The sequence below is a fragment of the Streptomyces sp. NPDC058307 genome (assembly GCF_042880295.1).
In the GTDB taxonomy this organism is placed as follows: Bacteria; Actinomycetota; Actinomycetes; order Streptomycetales; family Streptomycetaceae; genus Streptomyces.
The window spans coordinates 50,323-74,264 of sequence record NZ_JBHVYZ010000042.1; the positions used below are offsets into that span (position 1 = coordinate 50,323).

General features: G+C 69.6%; 21 protein-coding genes. 12 read left to right on the forward strand and 9 right to left on the reverse strand.

Annotation, left to right across the window (positions count from 1 at the left end; genetic code table 11):
- The first annotated feature begins 89 nt into the window (after positions 1-89).
- The 5 genes from ACFVYN_RS27220 to ACFVYN_RS27240 all read left to right on the forward strand — a co-directional run bounded on the left by ACFVYN_RS27220 (position 90) and on the right by ACFVYN_RS27240 (position 7,837).
- A complete protein-coding gene (locus ACFVYN_RS27220) occupies positions 90-932 on the forward strand; it encodes a serine hydrolase (protein ID WP_390002726.1) in 843 nt (280 codons plus the stop codon).
- A gap of 48 nt (positions 933-980) precedes the next feature.
- Positions 981-2,006: an esterase-like activity of phytase family protein gene (locus ACFVYN_RS27225; protein WP_390002728.1), complete on the forward strand. Its 1,026-nt coding sequence runs from the start codon at positions 981-983 to the stop codon at positions 2,004-2,006.
- A gap of 104 nt (positions 2,007-2,110) precedes the next feature.
- Positions 2,111-5,824 (forward strand): ABC transporter ATP-binding protein, encoded by a 3,714-nt coding sequence (locus tag ACFVYN_RS27230; RefSeq protein ID WP_390002731.1) that lies wholly within the window; start codon positions 2,111-2,113, stop codon positions 5,822-5,824.
- 73 nt (positions 5,825-5,897) lie between these two features.
- A complete protein-coding gene (locus ACFVYN_RS27235) occupies positions 5,898-6,287 on the forward strand; it encodes a hypothetical protein (protein WP_390002733.1) in 390 nt (129 codons plus the stop codon).
- A gap of 110 nt (positions 6,288-6,397) precedes the next feature.
- Positions 6,398-7,837, forward strand: a complete 1,440-nt coding sequence (locus ACFVYN_RS27240; protein WP_390002736.1) for a S28 family serine protease — start codon at positions 6,398-6,400, stop codon at positions 7,835-7,837.
- A 24-nt stretch (positions 7,838-7,861) separates the two neighbouring features.
- Here the strand turns inward: ACFVYN_RS27240 and ACFVYN_RS27245 are convergent, their stop codons facing one another.
- Both ACFVYN_RS27245 and ACFVYN_RS27250 read right to left on the reverse strand, forming a co-directional pair.
- Entirely contained in the window at positions 7,862-8,503 is a 642-nt protein-coding gene (locus ACFVYN_RS27245) for a hypothetical protein (RefSeq protein WP_390002739.1), read from the reverse strand.
- A gap of 133 nt (positions 8,504-8,636) precedes the next feature.
- Positions 8,637-10,433: a glycoside hydrolase family 3 protein gene (locus tag ACFVYN_RS27250; RefSeq protein ID WP_390002742.1), complete on the reverse strand. Its 1,797-nt coding sequence runs from the start codon at positions 10,431-10,433 to the stop codon at positions 8,637-8,639.
- Positions 10,434-10,791: 358 nt separating this feature from the next.
- On the opposite strand from ACFVYN_RS27250, the gene ACFVYN_RS27255 reads away from it, so the two are divergent.
- The 4 genes from ACFVYN_RS27255 (at position 10,792) to ACFVYN_RS27270 (ending at position 13,494) form a co-directional block, all read left to right on the forward strand.
- Complete coding sequence (locus tag ACFVYN_RS27255; protein ID WP_390002745.1) at positions 10,792-11,049, forward strand: hypothetical protein; 258 nt, start codon at positions 10,792-10,794, stop codon at positions 11,047-11,049.
- A 61-nt stretch (positions 11,050-11,110) separates the two neighbouring features.
- Positions 11,111-12,376: a 3-phosphoshikimate 1-carboxyvinyltransferase gene (gene aroA / locus ACFVYN_RS27260; protein ID WP_390002748.1), complete on the forward strand. Its 1,266-nt coding sequence runs from the start codon at positions 11,111-11,113 to the stop codon at positions 12,374-12,376.
- A 7-nt stretch (positions 12,377-12,383) separates the two neighbouring features.
- Entirely contained in the window at positions 12,384-13,016 is a 633-nt protein-coding gene (locus ACFVYN_RS27265; RefSeq protein ID WP_390002751.1) for a GNAT family N-acetyltransferase, read from the forward strand.
- 181 nt (positions 13,017-13,197) lie between these two features.
- A complete protein-coding gene (locus ACFVYN_RS27270; RefSeq protein ID WP_390002754.1) occupies positions 13,198-13,494 on the forward strand; it encodes a hypothetical protein in 297 nt (98 codons plus the stop codon).
- A gap of 250 nt (positions 13,495-13,744) precedes the next feature.
- Here ACFVYN_RS27270 and ACFVYN_RS27275 read toward each other — a convergent pair whose 3' ends face one another.
- From ACFVYN_RS27275 to ACFVYN_RS27290, 4 genes are all read right to left on the reverse strand, one after another.
- Positions 13,745-17,008 (reverse strand): RHS repeat-associated core domain-containing protein, encoded by a 3,264-nt coding sequence (locus ACFVYN_RS27275; RefSeq protein WP_390002757.1) that lies wholly within the window; start codon positions 17,006-17,008, stop codon positions 13,745-13,747.
- Between the two features lie 125 nt (positions 17,009-17,133).
- On the reverse strand, positions 17,134-17,655 hold the full coding sequence (locus tag ACFVYN_RS27280) for a hypothetical protein (protein ID WP_390002760.1): 522 nt from the start codon (positions 17,653-17,655) through the stop codon (positions 17,134-17,136).
- Positions 17,656-18,446: 791 nt separating this feature from the next.
- On the reverse strand, positions 18,447-18,641 hold the full coding sequence (locus ACFVYN_RS27285; RefSeq protein WP_390002764.1) for a DUF397 domain-containing protein: 195 nt from the start codon (positions 18,639-18,641) through the stop codon (positions 18,447-18,449).
- Entirely contained in the window at positions 18,638-19,456 is an 819-nt protein-coding gene (locus ACFVYN_RS27290) for a Scr1 family TA system antitoxin-like transcriptional regulator (RefSeq protein WP_390002767.1), read from the reverse strand. The genes ACFVYN_RS27285 and ACFVYN_RS27290 overlap by 4 nt, the downstream gene beginning before the upstream one ends.
- Positions 19,457-19,576: 120 nt before the next feature.
- Between ACFVYN_RS27290 and ACFVYN_RS27295 the strand changes: the two genes are divergently transcribed.
- The gene (locus tag ACFVYN_RS27295) at positions 19,577-19,984 is read left to right on the forward strand and encodes an ATP-binding protein (protein WP_390002771.1); all 408 of its coding nucleotides are present in this window, start codon (positions 19,577-19,579) and stop codon (positions 19,982-19,984) included.
- 19 nt (positions 19,985-20,003) lie between these two features.
- Here the strand turns inward: ACFVYN_RS27295 and ACFVYN_RS27300 are convergent, their stop codons facing one another.
- Both ACFVYN_RS27300 and ACFVYN_RS27305 read right to left on the reverse strand, forming a co-directional pair.
- Complete coding sequence (locus ACFVYN_RS27300) at positions 20,004-21,239, reverse strand: MFS transporter (protein WP_390002774.1); 1,236 nt, start codon at positions 21,237-21,239, stop codon at positions 20,004-20,006.
- A gap of 90 nt (positions 21,240-21,329) precedes the next feature.
- On the reverse strand, positions 21,330-22,130 hold the full coding sequence (locus ACFVYN_RS27305) for a sugar phosphate isomerase/epimerase family protein (RefSeq protein ID WP_390002777.1): 801 nt from the start codon (positions 22,128-22,130) through the stop codon (positions 21,330-21,332).
- A 319-nt stretch (positions 22,131-22,449) separates the two neighbouring features.
- Between ACFVYN_RS27305 and ACFVYN_RS27310 the strand changes: the two genes are divergently transcribed.
- Positions 22,450-22,725: a type II toxin-antitoxin system Phd/YefM family antitoxin gene (locus tag ACFVYN_RS27310; RefSeq protein ID WP_390002780.1), complete on the forward strand. Its 276-nt coding sequence runs from the start codon at positions 22,450-22,452 to the stop codon at positions 22,723-22,725.
- Complete coding sequence (locus tag ACFVYN_RS27315; RefSeq protein WP_390002783.1) at positions 22,722-22,982, forward strand: Txe/YoeB family addiction module toxin; 261 nt, start codon at positions 22,722-22,724, stop codon at positions 22,980-22,982. The genes ACFVYN_RS27310 and ACFVYN_RS27315 overlap by 4 nt, the downstream gene beginning before the upstream one ends.
- A gap of 93 nt (positions 22,983-23,075) precedes the next feature.
- Here the strand turns inward: ACFVYN_RS27315 and ACFVYN_RS27320 are convergent, their stop codons facing one another.
- A complete protein-coding gene (locus tag ACFVYN_RS27320) occupies positions 23,076-23,870 on the reverse strand; it encodes a DUF4253 domain-containing protein (protein ID WP_390002786.1) in 795 nt (264 codons plus the stop codon).
- Between the last annotated feature and the right edge of the window lie 72 nt (positions 23,871-23,942).

Consider the following 23,942-nt stretch of genomic DNA (forward strand, 5'->3'; position numbering starts at 1 on the left):
CCTGTGAAAACGCCACGGGTTAGGTAACGACTCGCACAACCATTCCCCATGCGTACAACCATCCGCCCCCGTACGAGAGTCAACAGGGCATGACACGGGGGATATTCAGACACAAGAAATGGATCGCGACGGGCGCGCTGGCCGCGTGCGTCGCCGTCGCCACGCCGGCCGCCGCCGCGACCGCACCGGCCGTCAGCTGCACGTCCGCCAAGGCGGGCCTCGCCGACAAACTCAAGCGGGACATCACGTCCGCCCTCTCCAACCGCTCGGGCACGGTCGCCGTCGGCCTCTACGACCGTACGACCAACACCACCTGCACCCTGCGCTCCTCCACCGCCTACGACTCCGCGAGCGTGGTCAAGGTGACCGTTCTCGCCACGCTGCTGTGGGACGCGAAGAAGCACAACCGGTATCTGACCGACCGCGAGAACACCCTCGCCAAGGCCATGATCACCAAGTCGGACAACGACGCGACCAGCAAGCTGTGGCGACAGCTCGGCCTGACCAAGATCAAGGGCTTCCTCGCCGCGGCCGGCATGACCCAGACCAAGCCGGGGGCGAACGGCTACTGGGGCCTGACCCAGATCACCGTCACCGACGAGCAGAAGCTGCTCAAGCTGCTCACCGCGACGAACACGGTCCTGAGCGACAACTCACGCGCCTACATCCTGAAGCTGATGGGCCAGGTCATCTCCTCGCAGCGCTGGGGCACACCGTACGGCGCCGGATCGGGCGTCTCCTGGCACGTCAAGAACGGCTGGCTCCAGCGCTCCACGCACGGCTGGCGGGTGCACAGCGTCGGCACCTTCAAGGGCGGCGGCCACGACTACACGATCACGGTGCTCACGCACGGCAACAGCACCATGAACTACGGCATCACCACGATCCAGGGTGTCGCCAAGGTCATCCACCGGGATCTCGCGGCGAGCTGACGCCTGCCGGACTCCCGGACGTCACCGGCCCGTCCTACGGTGACGTCCATGCAGCTGAGAACCGTACTCGCGACCACCACCGCGGCCCTGGCTGCGGCGACCTGCCTCGCGGCCACAGGCCCGGCGCAGGCCGCCGCGCCGGTGAGCCACGCCTGCTCCCCGTCCGTCTCCCTCGACCGCTTCTCCGACGCGCTCGACAAGACGACGTACGACGGCACGTTCGTCGGCAACCTCTCCGCGCTCGCGGTGGACCGGGACGGCTCGCTCGTCGCCCTCTCCGACCGTTCGGCCCTGTTCGACCTGGACGCCAGGACCCTCGCGCCGACGTCGGCCGTCCCGCTCGCCGACGAGAACGGCGCCGCGCTGGACTCCGAGGGCCTGGCGATCGACCGGGACGGCACCCGGCTGATCACCTCGGAGACCGAGCCGTCGATCCGCCGCTACAGCGCGGACGGCACGATCCTCGACCGCCTCCCCGTCCCGGCCGCCCTCCAGGTCGCCCCGGCGGGCCGCGCCACCGCCAACCAGACCTTCGAGGGCCTGACCCTCCTGAACGGCGGCCGCACGCTGCTCGCCTCCATGGAGTACGCGCTCTCCGGCGACACGGCGGGCATCGTCCGCTTCCAGACCTGGCAGCGGCACGGAAAGGGCTGGAGGCCCGGAGCCCAGTACGCCTACCGCACCGACGCCGCCTTCCTCGGCGTCCCCGAGGTCCAGGCCCTCCCCGACGGCCGCCTCCTCGTCCTGGAACGCGGCTTCACCCCGGGCGTCGGCAACACGGTCCGCCTCTACCTGGCCGACCCCCGCCACGCGACGGACACCAGCGGCGTCGAGAACCTGACCGGCCAGTCCGGCGTACGCCTGATCAGGAAGACCCTGCTCACGGACATCGCGAGCTGCCCGACCCTGGGCGCGACGGCGAAGCAGCCCCAGCCGAACCCGCTCCTGGACAACATCGAGGGCATGGCGATCACCGGCCACGCCAAGGGCCGCCTCAAGGTGCTCCTGGTCAGCGACGACAACCAGAACGCGGTGCAGACGACCCGGTTCTACTACCTGAGGGTGCGGGTCTGACACGGGTCCGACACTCGGGAATGTTGCGGAGGGATGAAATCCGCTTCCTTTGGCGTTGGTGCCTTCCGGTAGATCAGGACGACCGACACACCGGAGGGCACCGCGTGGAACCGCAACGGGGCTGGGCACGACGACTGGCCGGGTACGCCTGGCGTTACCCGAAGGACGTCGTCCTCGCTCTCGGCTCCTCCCTCGGCGGCATGGCCGTCATGGCGCTCGTCCCCCTGGTCACCAAGGTGATCATCGACGACGTCATCGGCGATCACAGCAGGGACATGGCCCCCTGGGCCGGTGCCCTGATCGGCGCGGCGGTCCTCGTCTACGTCTTCACCTACGTCCGCCGCTACTACGGCGGCCGTCTCGCCCTCGACGTCCAGTACGACCTGCGCACGGAGATGTTCGGTACGATCACCCACCTCGACGGCCGCCGCCAGGACGAGCTGTCCACCGGCCAGGTCGTCGGCCGGGCCACCAGCGACCTCCAGCTGATCCAGGGCCTGCTCTTCATGCTGCCCATGACCATCGGCAACATCGCCCTCTTCGTGATCTCCCTGGTCGTGATGGCCTGGCTGTCGATCCCGCTCACCCTGGTCGCCCTGGCGGTGGCCCCGGCCCTGTGGTGGATCGCGAAGCGCTCCCGCTCCAAGCTGCACCCCGCCACCTGGTACGCCCAGGCCCAGGCCGCCGCCGTCGCGGGCGTGGTCGACGGCGCCGTCAGCGGCGTACGCGTGGTGAAGGGCTTCGGCCAGGAGGACCAGGAGACGGGCAAGCTCCGGGAGGTCGGCCGCCGCCTCTACGCGGGCCGCCTGCGCACGATCCGCTTCAACTCGAAGTACACCCCGGCCCTCCAGGCCGTCCCCGCCCTCGGCCAGGTCGCGATGCTGGCCGTCGGCGGCTGGCTCGCGGTCCGCGGTCACATCACGCTCGGCACCTTCGTCGCCTTCTCCACCTACCTCGCCCAGCTCGTCGGCCCGGTCCGCATGCTCGCCATGGTCCTCACGGTCGGCCAGCAGGCCCGCGCCGGCACCGAGCGCGTCCTGGAGCTGATCGACACCGAGCCGTACCTGAAGGACGGCACCAAGGAGCTGCCCGCCGACGCGCCGGCCACCGTCGAGTTCGACGACGTGTCCTTCGGCTACGACCATCAGCGCCCGGTTCTCGACGGCCTGAGCTTCGAGATCCGCGCCGGCGAGACCCTCGCGGTCGTCGGCTCCTCCGGCTCGGGCAAGTCCACGGTCTCGCTCCTGCTCCCGCGCTTCTACGACGTCACCCACGGCGCCGTCCTCATCGGCGGCCACGACGTCCGCGAGCTGACCCTGGACTCCCTGCGGGCCGCGATCGGCCTGGTCCCCGAGGACTCCTTCCTGTTCTCGGACACGGTCCGCAACAACATCGCCTACGGCCGCCCCGACGCGACGCAGGAGGAGGTCGAGAAGGCCGCCCGCGCCGCCCAGGCGGACCGTTTCATCGCCGAGCTGCCCGAGGGCTACGACACCAAGGTCGGCGAGCACGGCCTCACCCTCTCCGGCGGCCAGCGCCAGCGCGTCGCGCTCGCCCGGGCGATCCTCACCGACCCGCGCCTGCTCGTCCTGGACGACGCCACCTCCGCCGTGGACGCCCAGGTCGAGCACGAGATCCACGAGGCTCTGAAGCAGGTCATGGAGGGCCGCACCACCCTCCTCATCGCCCACCGCCGCTCCACCCTGAACCTCGCCGACCGCATCGCTGTCCTGGACGACGGCCGCCTCGCCGACGTGGGCACCCACGAGGAGCTGGAGCGGCGCTCCGCCCTCTACCGCCGTCTGCTCACCGACCCCGACGGCCTCGGTGGCACCTCCCCGGGCCACGCCCACCCGGTCGCCGCACAAGCCGTGGACGAGGACACCTCCGTACGCGACGAGCTGGACGCCGAGTTCGACGCCGAGCGCGGGGTCACCCCCCGCCTGTGGACCGGCGACCGCGAGCGCAAGGATCTGGCCCTCGCCGGCACCCCGGCCACCCCCGAACTCCTCGCCGAGGTCGACGCGTTGCCCCCGGCGACGGACACTCCCGACATCGACGAGGCACGCGCGGTCACGCCCGAGGAGTCGTACGGCCTGCGACGGCTGCTGCGCGGCTTCGGACGCCCGCTGCTGATCAGCCTGGGCCTGGTCGCCGCGGACGCCGGCCTGGGCCTGCTTCTTCCGATCATGATCCGGCACGGCATCGACGACGGTGTCTCACGGATGGCCATGGGCGCGGTCTGGACGGCGGCCCTGCTCGCCCTGCTCTCGGTCCTCGTCCAGTGGGCCGCCCAGATCGGCGAGACCCGGATGACCGGACGCACCGGCGAACGGGTCCTGTACTCCCTGCGCCTGAAGATCTTCGCCCAGCTCCAGCGGCTCGGACTCGACTACTACGAGCGGGAGTTGACGGGCCGGATCATGACGAGGATGACGACGGACGTCGACGCCCTGTCGAGCTTCCTCCAGACGGGTCTGGTCACGGCGTTCGTCTCGGTCGTCACCTTCTTCGGCATCATGGTCGCCCTGCTGGTGCTCGACGTACAGCTGGCGCTGGTCGTCTTCGCGACGCTGCCGCCGCTGGTCGTCGCCACGTACTTCTTCCGCAAGGCGAGCGTGAAGGCGTACGAACTCGCCCGGGAACGCGTCTCGTTGGTCAACGCTGACCTCCAGGAGTCGGTGTCGGGGCTGCGGATCGTGCAGGCGTTCCGGCGGGAGCGGGACGGCGGGGCCCGGTTCGCCGAGCGCAGTGACAGCTACCGCCAGGCTCGCATCCGGGGCCAGTGGCTGATCTCGATCTACTTCCCCTTCGTACAGCTGCTCTCGTCGGTCGCGGCGGCCGCCGTGCTGATCGCGGGCGCGGGCCGGGTGGACGCGGCGACTCTGACGACCGGCGCGCTGGTCGCCTACCTCCTCTACATCGACCTGTTCTTCGCCCCGGTCCAGCAGCTCTCCCAGGTCTTCGACGGCTACCAGCAGGCGACCGTCTCCCTGGGCCGCATCCAGGAGCTGCTCCAGGAGCCGACGTCCACGAAGGCGGCCGAGGAGCCCCTGGAGGTCCTCTCCCTGCGGGGCGAAGTCGCCTTCGAGAACGTGCACTTCGCCTACGGGGACGACGAAGAGGCCCTCGGCGGCATCGACCTGAAGATCCCCGCAGGTCAGACGGTCGCGTTCGTCGGCGAGACGGGCGCGGGCAAGTCCACCGTGGTCAAGCTGGTGGCCCGGTTCTACGACCCGACGGGCGGCCGGGTCACCGTCGACGGCACGGACCTGCGCGCCCTGGACCTGACCTCCTACCGCCACCGCCTCGGTGTGGTCCCGCAGGAGGCGTACCTCTTCCAGGGCACGGTCCGGGACGCCATCGCCTACGGCCGCCCGGACGCCACCGACGCCGAGGTCGAGGCGGCGGCCCGCGCGGTCGGCGCCCACGAGATGATCGCCACGCTGGAGGGCGGCTACCTCCACGAGGTCGCCGAGCGGGGCCGCAACCTCTCGGCGGGCCAGCGCCAGCTGATCGCGCTGGCCCGCGCCGAGCTGGTCGACCCGGACATACTCCTCCTAGACGAGGCCACGGCGGCCCTCGACCTCGCCACCGAGGCCCAGGTCAACCAGGCCACCGACCGCCTCGCGGGCCGTCGTACGACGCTCGTCGTGGCCCACCGCCTGACGACCGCGGCCCGTGCCGACAGGGTCGTCGTGATGGATCATGGCCGCGTGGTGGAGGACGGCACCCACGACGAACTGCTCGCCCTGGAGGGGCGGTACGCCGAGTTGTGGCGGACGTTCGTGGGGGAGCCGGTCGAGGTGTCCCGCTGACGGTCGTGCAACCGTCGGACATACGTTGTGCGTCCGTACACCTGTACGCCCGAAAGCTGCGGGAGGGACGGCAGTGAAGAGTGGAGCGATACGGCGACTGGCTCAGGGGCTGGCCGTGATGGCGGTGGCCGGGATGCTCGGGGTCGCCGCGCCGGGGCACGCGCATGCCGTGGCCTCGTCGTGCGAGGGGCGCAAGGTCAGGTCGTTCCCGTTCTCGACCGGCACGGTGGAGGTCTACAAGCGGCGCGGCTACGTGTGCGCGGTCACGCTTCCCGATCGCCCCGGGGTCCGGCAGTACATGAAGGTGAGCCTGCGGGCCTACGGGCTGCGGCCGGTCGAGGACGCGGGCCGGTACAAGTACCGGGCAGGCCCCGTCACCGTGCACGCCGGGCAGCGGAAGGTGTGGGTGAAGGGCGCGGTCGGCCGGGGCACGTACGACTCGCACGGCTGGATCCGCCTCTGAGACACAGCTTTCTCACAGGGTTTTCCCCATCGAGACGCCATCTCCCCTGGTGCCGACCGGACTTGCCCCGCTAGCGTCCGGCGGACATCTGTACTCACAGGGGAGGGTGCATGCGCAAGGCGCTCAGATGGCTTCTCACGCTGGTCGTGCTCATAGGCACGGTCGGCACGGCAGGCGCGGCCACCGCCGCGGAGCCGGAGGCCAGAGGCACCAGTGCCACCACCGACATCAAGGACCAGCTCCTCGCCGTCCCGGGGATGAGCCTGATCGAGGAGAAGCCGTACACCGGTTACCGCTTCTTCGTGCTCAGTTACACCCAGCCGGTCGACCACCGGCACCCGTCCAAGGGCACGTTCCAGCAGCGGATCACCGTGCTGCACAAGGACGTCAGCCGGCCGACGGTGTTCTACACCGGCGGCTACAACGTCTCCACCACGCCCCGGCGCAGTGAGCCGACCCAGATCGTGGACGGCAACCAGGTCTCCATGGAGTACCGCTTCTTCACGCCCTCCCGGCCGGCCCCGGCCGACTGGACCAAGCTGGACATCTGGCAGGCCGCCAGCGACCAGCACCGCATCTTCCAGGCGCTGAAGAAGATCTACTCGAAGAACTGGATCTCCACGGGCGGCTCCAAGGGCGGCATGACCGCCACCTACTACGAGCGCTTCTACCCGCGCGACATGGACGGCGTCGTCGCCTACGTCGCCCCCAACGACGTGGTGAACAACGAGGACTCGGCCTACGACCGCTTCTTCGCGAAGGTCGGCACCGAGGAGTGCCGCGACCGGCTGAACGCGGTGCAGCGCGAGGCCCTGGTCCGGCGCGAGGCCCTGGAGAAGAAGTACGCCGAGTACGCGGCGGCCGAAGGCTTCACCTTCACCACCGTCGGCAGCCTCGACAAGGCCTACGAGGCGGTCGTCCTCGACTACGTGTGGGGCTTCTGGCAGTACAACCTGCTCGCCAACTGCGGTGACGACACACTGATCCCGCCCGACGCCAAGACCGCGACGGACGACCAGATCTGGAACTCCGTCGACACGATCTCCGGCTTCTCCGCCTACGCCGACCAGGGCCTGGAGACGTACACGCCGTACTACTACCAGGCGGCCACCCAGCTCGGCGCGCCGACGATCGGGTTCCCGCACATCGAGAAGAAGTACGTCCGCTACGGCTACCAGCCGCCGCGCAACTTCGTCCCGCGGGACATCCCGACGAAGTTCCAGCCGTACGCGATGCGGGACGTGGACACCTGGGTGCGCAACAACGCCCGCCACATGCTTTACGTCTACGGCCAGAACGACCCGTGGGGCGCGGAGCGGTTCCGCGTCGACAAGGGGGCGAAGGACGCGTACGTGTTCACCGCGCCCGGCATGAACCACGGGGCGAACGTCGCCGGTCTGGTCGCCGACCAGAAGGCGTTCGCCACGGCCAGGATCCTGGCCTGGGCGGGTGTCCCGGCCACGGCCGTGACCGAGGCGAAGCCGCTCGCGACGTTCGACAGGAAGCTGGACGTGCGGGACGTGGAGCGCGAGCCCACCCTGCGCCCGTAGTCCGCCAGCCGCGCCCGGCCGGGTTCACAACGGCCGGGCGCAGCCCACCGGCTGCGGGCCGCCGAGCTGGACGTACAGGGCCGTCGACAGCGGGCACCGAGCCCGCTCGGCGACCGCCTTCACCACCTTGTACTGCGGTTTCCGCACGCCCCGCCCGTCGCACGCGGTCTCCCTGACCCGACCGCTGCCCGAGCTGTACAGACAGTCGCCGATGATGGTCCGCGGCCCGCCCCCACCGCCGGGGTCGCCGGGATGCGGTGGCTGCAGGTTGCGCATGCAGGCGTACCCCTGGGGCACCGCCCCGTCGCCGTCCTCGTCGGAGATCCGGCTCTGCTCACTGATGTGCAGCACGAAGTCGGTGGTCGCCGGGCACGGCGGCCCTCCGGCCGTGGTGCCGTCGTGCCGGGCCACGACCCGTGCCGCCGCCCGCTCGCCGGCGCAGGGCACCTCGGTGAAGCTGGTCTTGCCGAAGGAACTGCACTCGTCGACCGCGAGGAACACCGCGCCGAACCCGGAGGTCCGGGTGGCGGACGGCGAGACCGGGGCCGTAGTACCGGACCCCTCGTCGCTCTCCCCGCCGGCCGCCGACTGGGTGCACCCCGTCAGCAGGGCGGCGAGCAGCGCAAGCAGTACGTACACCACCCCCGTGGACAACCTGTCGCGCATAGCAATCCCCCCGCACTGCCCCCACCGCCCAGCGTGACCCTCGCGGCAGGGCCACGCCAGAGAAGTGGGGTCCTTTGCGCCTTTCGGGGGTGATGTACGAGTTGCGAGTCGTACGGTAAATACGCCCGGCGCGCTACCGGCCGTACGACAGCCCGTACCCGACCGGGTACAGCACCCGCGCCGGGTCGTCCGCCCGCTGCACCGGCACCGGGAGCCTCCCGCGCGGTGCCGCCTTCCCGGCAATCACCCGCGCGGCCGCCCGCAGTTCGACGTCGGTCCAGGAGTAGGCCGCCAAGTAAACCGGCACGGTGGGCAGTTGGGCCACGTCGTAGGGATTGCGGATCGCGATCGCCACGACCGGCCTCCCGGTCGCCACGAGCCGCTCGACGAGCGTCTTCTGGGCGACCGTGATGTTGTACGTCCCCACGATCACCGCGTCCGCGTCCTGTGCCGCGGCGACGGCCCGGTCGACGACGGCCGCAGTGGGTGCCGTACCGGTCGACAGGGCGGTGGCCGTGAAGCCCAGTTCGGTGAGGGCGGCGGCGAGGACGCCGGTGGGCGGGCCCGTCGTACCGGAGGGTGAGGCGGGGTCGGCGCCCACGACGAGCAGCCTGCGGTGGGTACGGCGGGACAGGGGCAGCAGCCGCTCCTCGTTGACCAGCAGCGTCGTCGTGCGCTCGGCGATCCGGTCGGCCACGGCGAGGTGGGCCGGGGTTCCGACGGTCCGGGTGACACCGCCCTGGCTGACGTACGGCTCCTCGAACAGCCGCCGCCGGGCCTTGAGCCGCAGGATCCGCAGGACCGACTCGTCCAGCCGCGCCTCGGTGAGTTCTCCGTCCCGTACGGCCCTCAGGACGGCGTTCCACGCCACGTCCAGGGAGGGCGGGTTGAGGAGCTGGTCGACACCGGCCTTGAGGGCGAGGACGGGGACGCGGTCGTCGCCGTACTTCGTGCGGACGCCCTCCATGCCGAGGGAGTCCGTGACCACGACCCCGTCGTAGCCGAGTTCGCCGCGCAGGATGCCGGTGAGGATCGGGTGGGAGAGGGTGGCCGGGTCGCCGGAGGGGTCGAGGGCCGGGAACTGGATGTGCGCGGTCATGATCGAGTCGATGCCGGTCCGGATCGCGGCCCGGAAGGGGACGGCGTCCAGTTTCTCCCACAGTTCCCGGCTGTGGGTGATGACCGGGAAGCCGTAGTGGCTGTCGACCGCGGTGTCCCCGTGCCCCGGGAAGTGCTTGGCGGTCGCGGCGACCCCGGCACCCTGGTAGCCGGCGACCTCGGCGGCCACGAGCCCGGCGACTGCTTGAGGATCGGCACCGAAGGAGCGCACGCCGATGACCGGGTTGGCGGGGTTGACGTTGACGTCGGCGACGGGGGAGTAGTTCTGCCGGATGCCGATGGCCCGCAGTTCCTGCCCCGCGATCCGGCCGAGGGTGCGGGCGTCCCTCCGCGATCCACCCGCACCCATCGCCATGGCGCCCGGGAAGAGGGTGGCGGGTTCACCGACGCGGCAGACGATCCCGTGCTCCTGGTCGGTGGAGATGAGGACCGGCAGTCCGCGTGGCTGCCGCAGGGACGCCTGCTGGATGCCGTTGGACAGGTCGGCGATCTGGTGCGGATCACGGGTGTTGTGCGCCCAGGTGAAGTAGATGATCCCGCCCACCCGATACCGGGCGATCATCTCGGCGGCCGTGCGGACGCCGATCTCCTTGAGGTTGGCGTCGATGTCGGCCTGGTCGGGGGCGGTCGCGGAGTGGCCGTAGACCCGCATCACGAAGAGCTGGCCGACCTTCTCCTCGAGCGTCATACGGGAGACGAGGGAGCGGAGCCTGCTGTCGCGCTTGTGGTCGTCCGCGTGGGCGGTCCCGCTGAGGGCCAGCGAGGCGGCGGTGCCTGCCGTGGCGGCGAGGACGGTACGTCTGGAGGGCACGTGCGCTCCTTCCGGAGGTGATCCGCTGAAGGAAACTTCCGAGAAGTCACCAATAACCGGGAAGTTTCTGCCAGTCAAGGGAGTGCACAGTAACCAGGGAGGGGCCGCCATCGGCGCAGTTGGAGGGGGGCGCGCCGATGACGGCGTGCTGCCGGCCGCAGTACGGAGGAGAGGGTTGGTCAGCGTTCGCAGCCAGCAGCGAGGCCGACGCCGTACCGCGGTGACTCTCCGGCAGCTTGCCGATGGGACGAGCGGGGGCGGGGCGGGGTTCCCGGCAGTGGTCCGATTTCCCCAAGTTGGTGAGGGCGGGGCCAACGGGACGGATGGGGCGGCGACTTGTCCCGCGTAGGGTCGCTGTATGGGTCAGTTGATGCCGCTCCTGCTCCTCATCGGTGCTCTCGTCGTCGTGCTCGGCCTCTTCACGGCCCTGGCCGGACACGTCCGCAGACGGGGCACGGCCGGTGGCGCCCTGCGCGGGGCGCTGGCGGCGCACGACGAGGTGTGGCACGGGACGGCGGCCGACTCGTACTGCCAGCTCCAGGTCCAGACGGACCGCAGGGCGCCGCTGCCGGACGACCGGTGGAGGCGGGGGCCACGCTCCGGGCGGCGCGCCTGAACGGGGTCCATTTCGTGGACGTTGCCGCCTCGGAGCCGCTCGCGGGGCGATCATGAGGGGCATGCCCGCCGACACGCCCGCCACGCAGCCCCTCTCCCTCCCCGGCTCGAAGTCCATCACCGCCCGCGCCCTCTTCCTGGCCGCCGCGGCCGACGGAGTGACCACCCTCGTACGCCCCCTGCGCTCGGACGACACGGAGGGCTTCGCCGAGGGCCTGGTGCGGCTCGGCTACCGGGTGGGCCGTACCCCGGACGCCTGGCAGGTGGACGGCCGCCCGCAGGGACCGGCGGTCGCCGAGGCGGACGTGTACTGCCGGGACGGCGCGACGACCGCCCGCTTCCTGCCCACCCTCGCCGCGGCCGGCCACGGCACGTACCGCTTCGACGCCTCGCCCCAGATGCGCAGGCGCCCTCTGCTGCCGCTGTCACGTGCGCTGCGGGATCTGGGCGTCGACCTGCGGCACGAGGAGGCGGAGGGGCATCATCCGCTGACGGTACGGGCGGCGGGCGTGGAGGGCGGCGAGGTGACGCTGGACGCGGGCCAGTCCTCCCAGTACCTCACCGCGCTCCTGCTGCTGGGCCCGCTGACCCGCCGGGGCCTGCGCATCCGGGTCACGGACCTGGTGTCGGCGCCGTACGTCGAGATCACCCTCGCGATGATGCGGGCGTTCGGGGTGGAGGTGGCGAGGGAGGGTGACGTCTTCGTGGTCCCGCCGGGCGGTTACCGCGCAACGACCTACGCGATCGAGCCGGACGCGTCCACGGCGAGCTACTTCTTCGCGGCGGCGGCGCTGACCCCGGGCGCGGAGGTGACGGTCCCGGGGCTGGGCACGGGCGCGCTCCAGGGCGACCTCGGCTTCGTGGACGTACTGCGGCGGATGGGCGCCGAGGTGTCCGTCCGCGCCGACGCCACCACGGTCCGGGGCACCGGCGAACTGCGCGGCCTGACGGTCAACATGCGGGACATCTCGGACACCATGCCGACAGTCGCGGCGATCGCCCCCTTCGCCTCGTCCCCCGTCCGCATCGAGGACGTGGCCAACACCCGCGTGAAGGAGTGCGACCGCCTGGAGGCCTGCGCGGAGAACCTGCGGCGGTTGGGGGTGGAGGTGGCGACGGGTCCGGACTGGATCGAGATCCACCCTGGGACCGCCGCGTCGGCCGACACCCGCATCACGACGTACGGCGACCACCGCATCGTGATGTCCTTCGCGGTCACCGGCCTTCGGGTACCGGGAATCTCGTTCGACGACCCGGGATGCGTACGCAAGACTTTCCCCGCTTTCCACGAGGCGTTCGCGGAGCTGCGCAGGACCATCGGGAGTTGAACAGGCGTTGAGTTTCCAGCTGGAAGGACCGGTCCTGGCAGGCGAGTTGGTGCGCCTGGAGCCGCTGGACCACGGGCACACGGCCGACCTGGCCGTGGCGGCGGAGGAGAACCGCGGTACGTACGCGTTCACCTGGGTGCCGAGGGCCGACGAGGTCGGTGACTACGTCGACGCGCAGCTCGCGCGAGCGGCGACGGGACGGCTGGCGCCGTACGCGCAGGTCTCGGTGGCCTCGGGGCGGGCGGTGGGAGCCACGTCGTTCTGGGAGCCGCGGTGCTGGCTCTCGGACGACCGCCTCGACGCCGTCGAGGTCGGTTTCACCTGGCTGGCGGGCTCGGCCCAGGGCACCGGCATCAACGCGGAGGCCAAGCTGCTGCTCTTCCGGCACGCCTTCGAGACGTGGGGCGTCTCCCGGGTCGACCTGAAGACGGACGCCCGCAACGCACGCTCCCGGGCCGCCATCGAGAGCGTCGGCGCCCGCTTCGAGGGCATCCTGCGCAACTGGTCCCGCTCCTGGGCCCCCGGCGAGGAGGGCCGGCTGCGGGACTCGGCGATCTTCTCGATCACGGCGGAGGAGTGGCCGGGGTGCCGGGAGCGGTTGGGGGAGCGGGTGGCGGGGTTTGTGGGGCGGCGGGGGTAGTTGGGGCACCTGCGTGCGCTGATCGGTTGGTCGGAGCGGAATCCACGAAGACTGCGCCCTGGGCGCCTCTACCTCGGCGCCACCGAGGCCCACCTCGACACCAGTACCTCCACCACCCCTTCGACGCCACCCGCACGTTCATCAGCGTCGACCCGTGATGGGAACAAAGTGCGCTCCGTTGATGACCGTCACTACCACCGCGACCGTCATGATCAGCGCGCAAACCATTATGGTCAGGGCTGGAAGTTTCAGCATTTGCCTGGATTCACCGTTAATCACGAATCCTCTCCTCTGCAGCCTCACACGCCGAGAGGAGCTCGCGGACTACCAGCGTCGGCAGACCGCAGGCTGGGAGGGTCTGCCGGCTCAGAAACGGCTGCGGGGCCGCAGCATGCACGCCGACGTCGTCCTCGTCGCCGGCCCGGCCCACGCGCGCGCCCAGAACTGGCCGACCGCTACGGTTGTGACCCGCGCGTGAACCTGAGCACCAAATACATTCCCACCCACAGCACAGCAGAGACCACGAGCAGGATCCATCCGGCCCCGTTTCCCATGATTCCCAAAGCAATTCCTGAAATTGCTAGAACTGCGAAAGCAATAGAGGACATCGTAAAGAACATGCGACTGCGTGCCTGCTGCTCTGCTGATGGGCCAGGGTGTGACATGACTGAAATTCCTTTTGATAGAGGTGGGGCAGCAGATGAGCTGCCCCGCCTGCGAAACAGAAACTATCCGCCGATCAGATTCGAAACACCGGTACTGGCGCCCCAGGCGGCCGCGTAGCACAGCGGTTGTCCCGCCGCTTCGGATGCTCCCAGGGTGGGAATTGCCCCTGCCGCTGCTATGGCTTCGCATGCGAACCCGGCGGCTGCGCCAGCTGCGAGTCCGGCTACGTCCCCCCACAGTCCCTGAGTATCACCAGTCGCAAGGTGATAACCGGCCTGGGCGATGTCCCCTACAGGACCCAGCCAGTCCACGGCTGCGAGCCCAGTGGGATCGGTGTTGTTGACGGGGTCACCGCCCGCGTACAGGTAGGGATTTCGCTCCTTGCCGCTGGGGTCGGGCTGGGTGAAGCGGCCGAGGTTGGGGTCGTAGTAGCGGGCGCCCATCTTGTACAGCCCTGTCGGGTCGAGGTAGGTGCCCGCGTAGCGGTAGGGCTGCTGGGTGCCGGTGTTGGTGCGCGCCTCGCCGTAGGGGCCGTAGGCGTACGTCGCGGTGCGCTTGCCCGTGGTGTCGACCAGGCCGATGACCGAGTTCTGGGCATCGGTGAGGTAGTACTGGCTGCTGCCCCCGCTCCTCATGGCCACCAGCGTGCCCGAGGGTTCCCGGACGAAACCGGTGGCGGTGCCGGAGGTGTTCTCGTTGCTGAGGCCGACGGCGGAGTTGGTGAAGGCGGTGGCGTTGCGGGTGAGTCGCTGGGTGTTGTCGGTGCCGGCGTAGGTGTGGTCGGTGGTGGCACCGGACTGGGTGTAGGTGCCGAGTTGGGTGAAGGGGGTCCAGGTCTCGGCGGTGCGGGTTCCGGTGGGGCTGGCGGCGGAGGTCTCGTTGCCGACGCCGTCGTAGGTGAAGCCGGTGTTGCCGTTGAAGGAGGTCAGCTCACCGGCGTCGTTGTACTCGGCCTTCTGGGCGGCGTCGTCGCAGGTTGAGGGCAGGCTGGTGCCTGAGGAGCGGCCGGTGCGGTTGCCTGCCTTGTCGTAGCAGTAGGACCAGCCGGCGGTGGTCGAGCCGTTCTTGGTCTCCACGGCCTTCGTCAGGCGGCCCACCGTGTCGTAGGTATAGGTGGTGGCGGCGCCGTCGGTGGTGCGCTTGCGGATCTTGTCGGTGTCCTTGCCCGCGTTGGCGTAGTCGTAGGAGATCGACGAAAGCGTGGTCGAGCCGTTTTTGACCTCGATCTTGGTCGGGCGGTTGGAGTTGTCGGGGGTGACGGTCTGGGTGGTGCCCCCGGGGAAGGTGGTCTTGGTTCGCTTGCCGTTCTTGTCGTACTCGAACGATGTCTTCGCCCCGCCGGGTTCGGTGACGGAGGTCAGCTCGTTGGCGTCGTCGTAGCCGTAGGTGACGGTGCCGCCGGAGTCGGTGGCGGTGGCGACGTTGCCGGTGGCGTCGTAGGTGAGCGATGTCGTGCCGGTGCCGGGCAGGGTGCGGGTGCGTTCGCGGTTCTGCTCGTCGTAGGTGAACGTCGACGTCCCGCCCGGCGCGGTACGGGTGGTGAGGTTGCCGTCGGCGTCGTAGGTGAAGGACGCGGACGCCGAGCCCGCCACCTGTGTCTTGACGCGGTCGCGGTTGTCGTAGGTGTAGGTGGTGGTGATGGAGCGGCCGTCGGTCGCTGTCTTCTGGCGGCCCAGCTCGTCGTAGGTGTAGGTGATCGGCTTGAGCGGGCTCGGCGGGGTGACCTTGGTGAGGTTGCCCTTGGAGTCGTACTCGTAGCTGGTCTTCTTCTCCCGCGGGTCGGTGGCGGTGCAGCGCTGGCCGGGCAGGCCGCCGCAGTCCATCGTCCCGGACTTGGGGTTGTAGGTGTACGTCCACGACGCGGCGGTGCCGCCGGAGGTGGAGTCCGTTGAGGTCAGCAGGTTTCCGGAGGTGTCGTAAGCGTTGGTGGTCTTCTCCGCCGATGCCGAGGTGGTGGTTTCGGGGAAGTAGCCGCTGCCCTTCTTCACCCACGTCGCCGTTGCCGAGGCCCCCGTTGGGATGGTGACCGTGGTGGGGTTGAAGGCGGAGTCGTACGTGTAGCTGGTGACGTTGCCGTCCTCGGGGGCGGCGCCCATCGCGTCGGTGGCGGTGGCGATGTCGTTGTCCGGGCCCCAGGACTTGGAGCGCGTGTGGTGCAGGGGGTCCTCGGTCTGCTTGGTGCGCCAGTAGCCGTCGACCGTCTGGAGGGTGTTGTTCCCGCGCGGGTCGGTGATCTGGACGTAGCCCTCGCTGTTGGTGTTGTCCGCGGGCAGCAGCCAGGTGAAGACGGTGGTGTTGCCGGCACCCGTCGCGTTGTTGACCACCCGGTTGATGGAGGCGGCCTTGGTGCTGTCCCAGGTGAACTTCGTCTGCCGGCCCTCCGGCGTGGTCACCTTGACCAGGCGGCTGGAGGTGTCGTAGTCGAAGACGGTGGTCTTGCTGTCGGTGTCGGTGAAGGTCTTGATCAGGTCACCGGTGTAGCTGTAGCTGATCGTCCGGCCGGTGTTGTCGGTGACCTTCGTGATGTGCTTGCCGTCGTTCGTCAGCGTCAGGGTGCGTCCCGAGGCTGAGGTGATCTTGGAGGTGAAGGCGCCGGAGTAGGTGACGGTCGTGGCGTTGCCGTTCTTGTCCTCCACCTTCGAGATCAGCGCGTCGCCGGTGGTGCCGGAGCGGGTGAAGGTGGTCTTCTCCCCTGTGCGGCGGCTGGTGAGGGTGAAGGACTTCTTGTCCGAGGCTTCGGTCAGGTCCTGTTTGTAGCCCTTGGCCGCTGTGAAGCCGGTTCCGGAGCGGGGGAAGACGGCCATGGTCCCGCTGGGCCCCCGGACGACGACGGCGTCGGGGGCGGCCTCGGTGATGCGGTAGTCGGTGCCGGTGGTGGCGTTCCACCCGGACTGGTTGAGGCTGTTGAAGGTGTTGCCGTAGGACAGGCCCGCACCGGCGTCGGGGATGTCGAAGCCGTCCACCGTCACCAGGAGGTTGCCGGTGCCGTAGTTGATCTGGGCGCTGACGGAGTCCGAGAGCTGGGCGGTGAAGAATTGCGCCCAGGGGACCTGTCCGACGCCGACGGCCACGACGCCCGTGTCGGCGGCGGTGGATTTCAGCAGCGGGCCGCGGGTCTCGGCGGCCTTCACCGGCTTGCTGGCCGGCGCCCTGGTCACGCCCAGCGGCGTCGGCGTGCTCTTCACGCCGGCGGCGGCTGCTGTGGCGGTTCGCGGGGCGGCGGGTGCGGCGTTGGCCGGCACGGCGGCTGCGATGGTGGCGGACGCGGTGGCCGCGGCAAGGATCGACAGCGGCCACCAGTGTCTGCGGGGCCGTAATGCGGGCATGCGAGGATTCACGAAGGTCTCTCCGATGCGTCAGAGTCGCTGAAGGCAGGGCCTGAGGGGGCGGCACCCGTGCAGGGGTGCCGCCCCGGCCCGTACTCAAGGTGAATGGGTGGTGCGTGCGCGGGTCAGCAGCGCTTCTCGGTGCGGACCTCGTTCGAGGGCTCGTCGATGATGGCGATCTGGCCGTAGCCGGAGGTGCACTCATCCACGGTCTCGGCGGCGTTGCTCCAGAACTCCTGTGAGTGGGTGTTCAGCACCAGGCGCTTGCCGACCAGGGAGTCCCGGTCGTAGGACCACACGCCGGTGGTGAGGTTGAAGTTGATGTTCTTGTCCAGGAAGGACTTCCACACCCAGGTGTAGCCATAGTTCTCATCGCAGTCGGGCGAGTAGAACTGCTTGACCGATGCGATCTTCTCGGTCCCCCGGTAGATGTAGGCGGTCTCGCCGATCTGATACGCGTCCGAGCACACCCCCGCCGCCGTCGCCACGGCGCTGGCGGGGTTGCCCGCCTCCGTACCCTCCGTACCGGCCGAGCGCTCCTGCGTCGTGGGCGCCGGCCCCGTACCGGCGAACGCCGCCCCCGTGCCCAGCAGCGACAGCACTGCCCCCGCTACCGCCCCAGCAACCGTCATACGTGCACGTCTCACGTGCAAAACCCCCTGTGAATGAGCGTTCAGCCACCCGACCACTCGAAACGAGCACCAGGCGACTGGCGCGAATTGAAGGGCTCACCAGCCCGTATGCCTTCGCATCCTCCACACAACCGCGCCGGAATGGAGCATTCCAAAGGCGCCGCTACCCTGCGTGCTAAATCTGACGCTGCGTGAAACAAAGAATTGAGAAAGCGCTCTCCTTCGGATCGACGGCAAACCGACCGCACGGTCCGAAATTGACAAACCGTTAGCACATGTAAGGCTCGTATGTGCAAGACGGCACTGGACGTGTGAGTTGAGCAACAGGTGTGCTCCCGTCAGATGCGGGCACACGGCTACGTTTTGGCATCCACGTGGAACTCATAGGCGTAGCCACCGCGCCCACTCCACCCCGCTCCGGGTCGTGACGGGTGAAGCGGCGCCGAGGGCCTCGTCCTGGCCGCAGGGTTTCGGCGTAGTCGCATGACGTTCGGTCCGTGATCACCCGAGGCTGAGATCGTCCCGGACGCGGAGGCTCCGGGATGTGACGGGGGCTTCGTCCCGCGAGACGGATGACGGTCCCTTCTCGGAGACCGGCTGGATGACCCTGCCGACGTTCGACGTTCGACGTTCGGGGCCTGGGCAAGCGTGCTGTCCGTGCGCTGCTCGTACAGGCGCGGAACGAAGACCGCCGGGGCACCGTGCACGCCTTCCCGGCGAGCAGAAACGGCCCGTGGAACGGCATTTGCCGCTCCCTCCGCTTCCGGTACGTCACCGAACTCGACGTGACCTTCGCGGACCGGGTCCTACGGGGCAACCGCCGGGCGTTCGCGAGGTATTGAACCGAGGAAAGTGATCCAGGTGGTCGGAGAGACGGTGACGTGAGGGTCCGTCGGTGCCTTTGAGTCGCGGATGTGGATGGCGGAGGCTATGGCGACCTCGACGCATTCGCCGCCGCTGGAGTCGCTGTAGCTGCTCTTGAACCACGCCAGGTCAGTCATAGCTCACCTGCCAACTGCTCGATCAGGGCGGCGGATTCCTCCGGCTGGAGGGCCTGACTTCTGATCATCGCATAGCGCCGAGCCAGTACGCCGACCTCATCCGGCTTGGAGACGAGCGTGCTGTTCCCGTTGCCCTCCATGTACACCAGGGTGGTGTTCTCCGGGGTGTCGATAACCGTCAACGGCCCCTGCAGGCCCGCATGTCCGATCGTGCTGCTCGGCATGACCTGGAGTACGACGTTGGGCCTCTGCGCGCATGCCAGGAGGTACTCGTACTGCGCGCGCATGACGTCAAGGCCGCCGACGCACCGCCGTAGCGCTGCCTCTTCGATGATGACGTTGATGACGCACACCGGCCTGCGGTCGAACAAGGCCCTGCGCTCCAGGCGGGCAGAGACGAGCTGTTCGACCTCGTCGTCCCCCAGGGGTGGGAACGCACACTCCAGTACCGCCCGAGCGTATTCCTTGGTCTGCAACAGGCCATGAATGAGCTGCGTGCAATACGACGAGACGCTCAAGGCCTCCTGTTCCAACTGGACGAACCCCTGGAAATGCGCCGGATACCTCTCCAGCCGCAGGTACTTGACCGCCACCGCGATCAACCCCCCGGCGCCCAACGCCTTCTCCGCGGCCTCGATGAAGTCATCCGTCGCGGGCTTCGCGCAGGTCTCCACCGCGCTCACCGCCGCCCCCGAGTAGGCCATCAGATCGCCCAACTCGTTTTGTGACAGCCCCGCCGACACCCGCAGCAGTCGCAGCACCTCAGCGAAGTACTGCGCGGCCGGTGACATCGACGTCTTCTTCGGCTGCCCCATCGCAACGACCCCCTCAACGCGGCTCAACACCAGTCAACGCCCGCACAAGCCCAGTTGCCGTGTGCGGACGTCGACACTCCGTCACTGTCGAAGGTAGCGACCAGGGCCGACAGTCATGGAGTGAACACAGAAAGTCACTGCCGCATTTGGCGCCGCTGCTTCATGCCCCTCGCGGAGAACGTCGCCGAAGCCCGCCACGGCGCCCAACTCGTCCTCTCCACCTGGGCGATCCCCGAGGACACCGCCGACACGATCGCCCTGATCCTCACGGAACTGGCCGCCAACGCCGTACGGCACGCGCGGACCCCGAGCCGTACCTTTGATGTCTCCCTCACCTACGACGGCGAGAAGGCCGTCGAGGTCGAGGTGGCCGACGGCTCGCCCTGCCGTCCGGTCGTCAAGTCCTTCGACCCGGAGTCCACTTCGGGGCGCGGCCTGCTTTTCGTGGAGGCGCTTGCCGATGCCTGGGAGGTGCGGGAGCGAGAGTTCGGGAAGTCGGTCTGGGCTCGTGCGTTGGTACGCAGCTGATCCAGCGCCACCTCGGAGATCACCCCTCGTCCGCAACCGGAACCGCCCGCAACTCAGGCGTCCGCGCCCCCACATACCCCACCGCCGCCACACACATCAGCCCGCCCGTGATCAGTGCCGTCACGCCCGAGGTCCAGCCCGCGAGCAGGCCGCCGCGCAGGTTGCCGAGGTGGGGGCCCGCCCGGCCGACGATCGCCTCGGCGGCCGTGACCCGGCCGAGCAGGGCGTCGGGGGTGTGGGTCTGGACGATGGTCGTACGGGACAGGACGGCGAGGGCGTCCGCCGCGCCGGCCAGGGCCAGCATGCCGAGGCCCGCCCACGCGCTGGTGGTCAGGCCGAACAGCGCCAGGGCCGCGCCCCAGGTCGCCGACGCGCACAGCATCACCGGGCCGGGACGGGCCAGGCGGGTGACCGGGCCGGAGAAGACCGTCGCGGCGACACCGCCCGCGGCCAGCGCGGACAGGAACAGACCGAGCGTGCGCGGATCGCCGCCGAAGCGCTCCTCGTTGACCAGCGGGAACAGGCTCACCGGCATGGACAGGACGGTGGCGGCCAGATCGGTCAGCAGCGCGCCGCGCACCACCCGGTGACCGGTGAGAAAACGCAGCCCGTCCAGGACACCGTGCAGACCGGGCCGGGACTTCTCCCCCTCGGGCGGCAGTGCGGGCAGGCCGTAGGCGCCGTAGAAGGACATCGTGAAGCTCAGGGTGTCCAGGAGGTAGCAGACGCCGATGCCCCACCAGCCGAGCACGACCCCGGCGACCGCCGGGCCGACCAGCATCATCGCCTGACCGGTGACCTGCTGGAGCGCGAGACCGGCGGCCACCTGCTCCCGGGGCAGCAGCCGCGGCACGAACACCCCGGCGGCGGGCACACCGAGCGCGGCGAAGGAGGTCTGCGCCGCGACCAGCAGCAGGACCACCAGCACCGGCGCGCGCCCGGCGAAGCCCTGCACGGCCAGCAGCAGGGAGCAGGCCGCCGAGCCGACGGTGCCCGTGAGGTACACCCGGCGCCGGTCGGCCCGGTCGACCCAGGCACCGGCGAAGAGGCTGACCCCGACCATCGGCACCGCCTGCGCGACACCGACCGCCCCGCTCCAGACCGCGCTGTGGGTCATGTCCCACACCTGGTACATCACGGTCACCATGGTCATGAAGGAGCCGAGCGTGGACACGGTGCGCCCGAACAGCAGCCGCCGGAAGACCGGCGAGGTGCGCAGCGGCCGTACATCGAGGAACGTACGGTTCAGGCTCATGACGCGGGGAGCGGGGGAGGGGCGGGTCGATGCACCCCGGGACGCTATCCGGCCGTTCCCACTGGGGCCACCCGTTTGTCTTCCCCGCCGTCAGGCGGAGTCGTTCAGGAGTCGCGCCAGGTGCTCGCGGCCCGCCTCCAGCAGTTCCTCCAGCGGTGCGGCCGCCTCGTACCACCGCTTCTCGTACTCCCAGCACAGCCAGCCGTCCCAGCCGTTCCGGGAGAGGACCTCCACGCACTCCGAGAGCGGCAGGACACCGGCGCCGAGCGCGACCGGGGTGGTGTCGTCGGCCGAGGCGATGTCCTTGACCTGGACGTATCCGAGGTGCGGGGCGAGGGCCGCGTAGGTCTCGGAGGGCTGTTCGCCGCCGAGCCAGGTGTGCATGACGTCCCAGAGCGCGCCGACCTGACGGTGGCCGACCGGGCCGAGGATCCGGATCGCGTCGGCGCCCGTGCGGTGCGAGTCATGGGTTTCGAGGAGGATGCGTACGTCGAGGTCGCCGGCGTACTCCGCGGCCGTACCGAGCCGCCGGGCGGCCGTGGCGTCGGCCTCCTCGCGGGACTGGTCGGAGGCGGCGCCGGGGAAGACGCGGACGTATCCGGCGCCGAGGTCGCGGGCCAGGTCCAGGAGGCGGTGGATCTCCTCCACCACGGGTTCGTCGTCGCCGGGCGCGGCCACGCGCGCGTACCCGGCGACACCGAGGACCTCCACGCCGGCCGCCTTGAACTCGGCGACCGCGTCGGCCCGTTCGGCGAGTCCGACACCGGGGTGCAGCGGCTCCTCCGGATGTGCGCGCAGTTCTACTCCGTGATAGCCGTACGTGCTCGCGAGCCGCAGCACGTCGGTGAGGGGGAGGCCGGGGACACCGAGGGTGGAGAACGCCAGTTTCATGCGCCTACTCTCACCCGGTGGAGTCGGTGAGGTCCAGCCGGGAGCCTGGATGAGCCGAGCCGCCACTTGACCACCCCCCTCACTCTCCCGTGCCGGTCAGCTCCAGTCGCCAGTCCTGTCCGTTCAGGTCCCTGCCGGAGGAGCGGTGGGCTTCTCGGCGGCCAGGACGAAACCGTGGCGCTGGGAGAACGCCGCGCGTCCGCGTGGCTACCCGCGGTCGTCACTGCAGCACCTGCGCGGTCATCACGTGTGGTACCGAGAACTTGTACCGACAGTGGTACGATTTTTCTGTACCACTTACGAGAGGGTGATGTTCGGCATGTCGATAAGCGCCAGCGAGGCAAGGAAGACTCTGTTCCCCCTCATCGAGCGGGTCAACAACGACCACACTGTCGTCGAGATCACCTCCCGGTCCGGTGATGCGGTACTGATGTCCGCCGACGACTACCGTTCGTGGCAGGAAACGGTGTATCTCCTGCGCTCCCCGGCCAATGCCGCCCGCTTGATGAAGGCGATCGCGGACTACCAGGCGGGAACGGAAACGGTCCACAAGACCATGGACGAGCTGTACGGCGCGGTGGACGGTGATGCGTGAGGGACATCCGGTTCACGCCCTACGGATGGGACGACTTCGTGTACTGGGCGACGACCGATCCCAAGATGTGCCGACGTCTGGCGAAGGTTATCGACGACTGCCGACGCGATCCCTTCACCGGGATCGGAAAGCCGGAACCGCTGAAGGGTGATCTGTCGGGATTCTGGTCCCGCCGGATCAATGACGAACACCGCCTGGTGTACGCAGTCGAAGAGAAAGCCGTCGTGGTCATCAAAGCCCGCTACCACTACAGCTGACAACCTTCGGGCCAGGCAAGTCGGTCGTACGGTGACGCGGCGGCTCCAGGAACGGTCGTGAAGGCCCGACAGCACCGAGTTCCCCGCCCCTCTTCAGTCCCACCAGAAGCGCCACTGGGTCCGCCCGGGGAGTTCGCGTGCGTACTCCGGGAAGGATGTCGGCGGGTCGTCCACGATGTTGTCCGCGGTGGACAGCACATGCTCCAGGGCGAGCCTCTCCGCGTGCGACGGGTCGAGGGGCGGGCGGGCGACGGAGACATACAGCTCACCGCCGTACGCGGCCACGACCCGGGCCCCGAACCGGTCCTCCCAGCTCCGCAGCAGGGCGCCCATGAGCGGCATCGGCGGCCTGTCGGTCCAGCCGATCGCCGCCGGGACGTCGGCGGAGCTGCGGGCGGGGACGAGGACGAGCCTGAGGGACGCCGCGTACGGATCGGTGCGCAGGAGCTCGGCGGCGGTCCGGCCCGCGGCCTCCTCGGGGCCCGGACCGGTCCCGCTGCCCGGCCCGGCGGGCGCGAGCCCCGGCCAGCTCGCGAAGGGTGGCCCCGGATCGTGCGGCCAGGGCTCGATGCCCTCCGGGGTGTCGTCCGGCGGCTCCGCGGAGGCGGGATCCGACCAGTACGGCAGCCGCCGCCTTCGGTACTCCCCGAAGTCGGCCGCGAGGACCTCCTCCAGCTGTACGGCGTCGGCCGCGGCCGGATCTGCGGGGCGCGCCGGGTCGTCGGGCCAACACAGGTGCGGCTGCAGCCCGGTGACCGGGGCCTGCCCGAGCAGATCCGCCCAGACTTTCTCGACATCGTCGGGCAGTTCGTCGCAGATCCAGATCTCCGACGGACCGCGTTGCTCGAACCGCCCCGAAGGCAGCCCCTCGGGCAGCGAAAAGACCATGGCAGGACGATAGGCGCGACCACTGACATTGATCCTGATACTCAGGTTCCGGTGGTCGTGGCTCTGCCACTG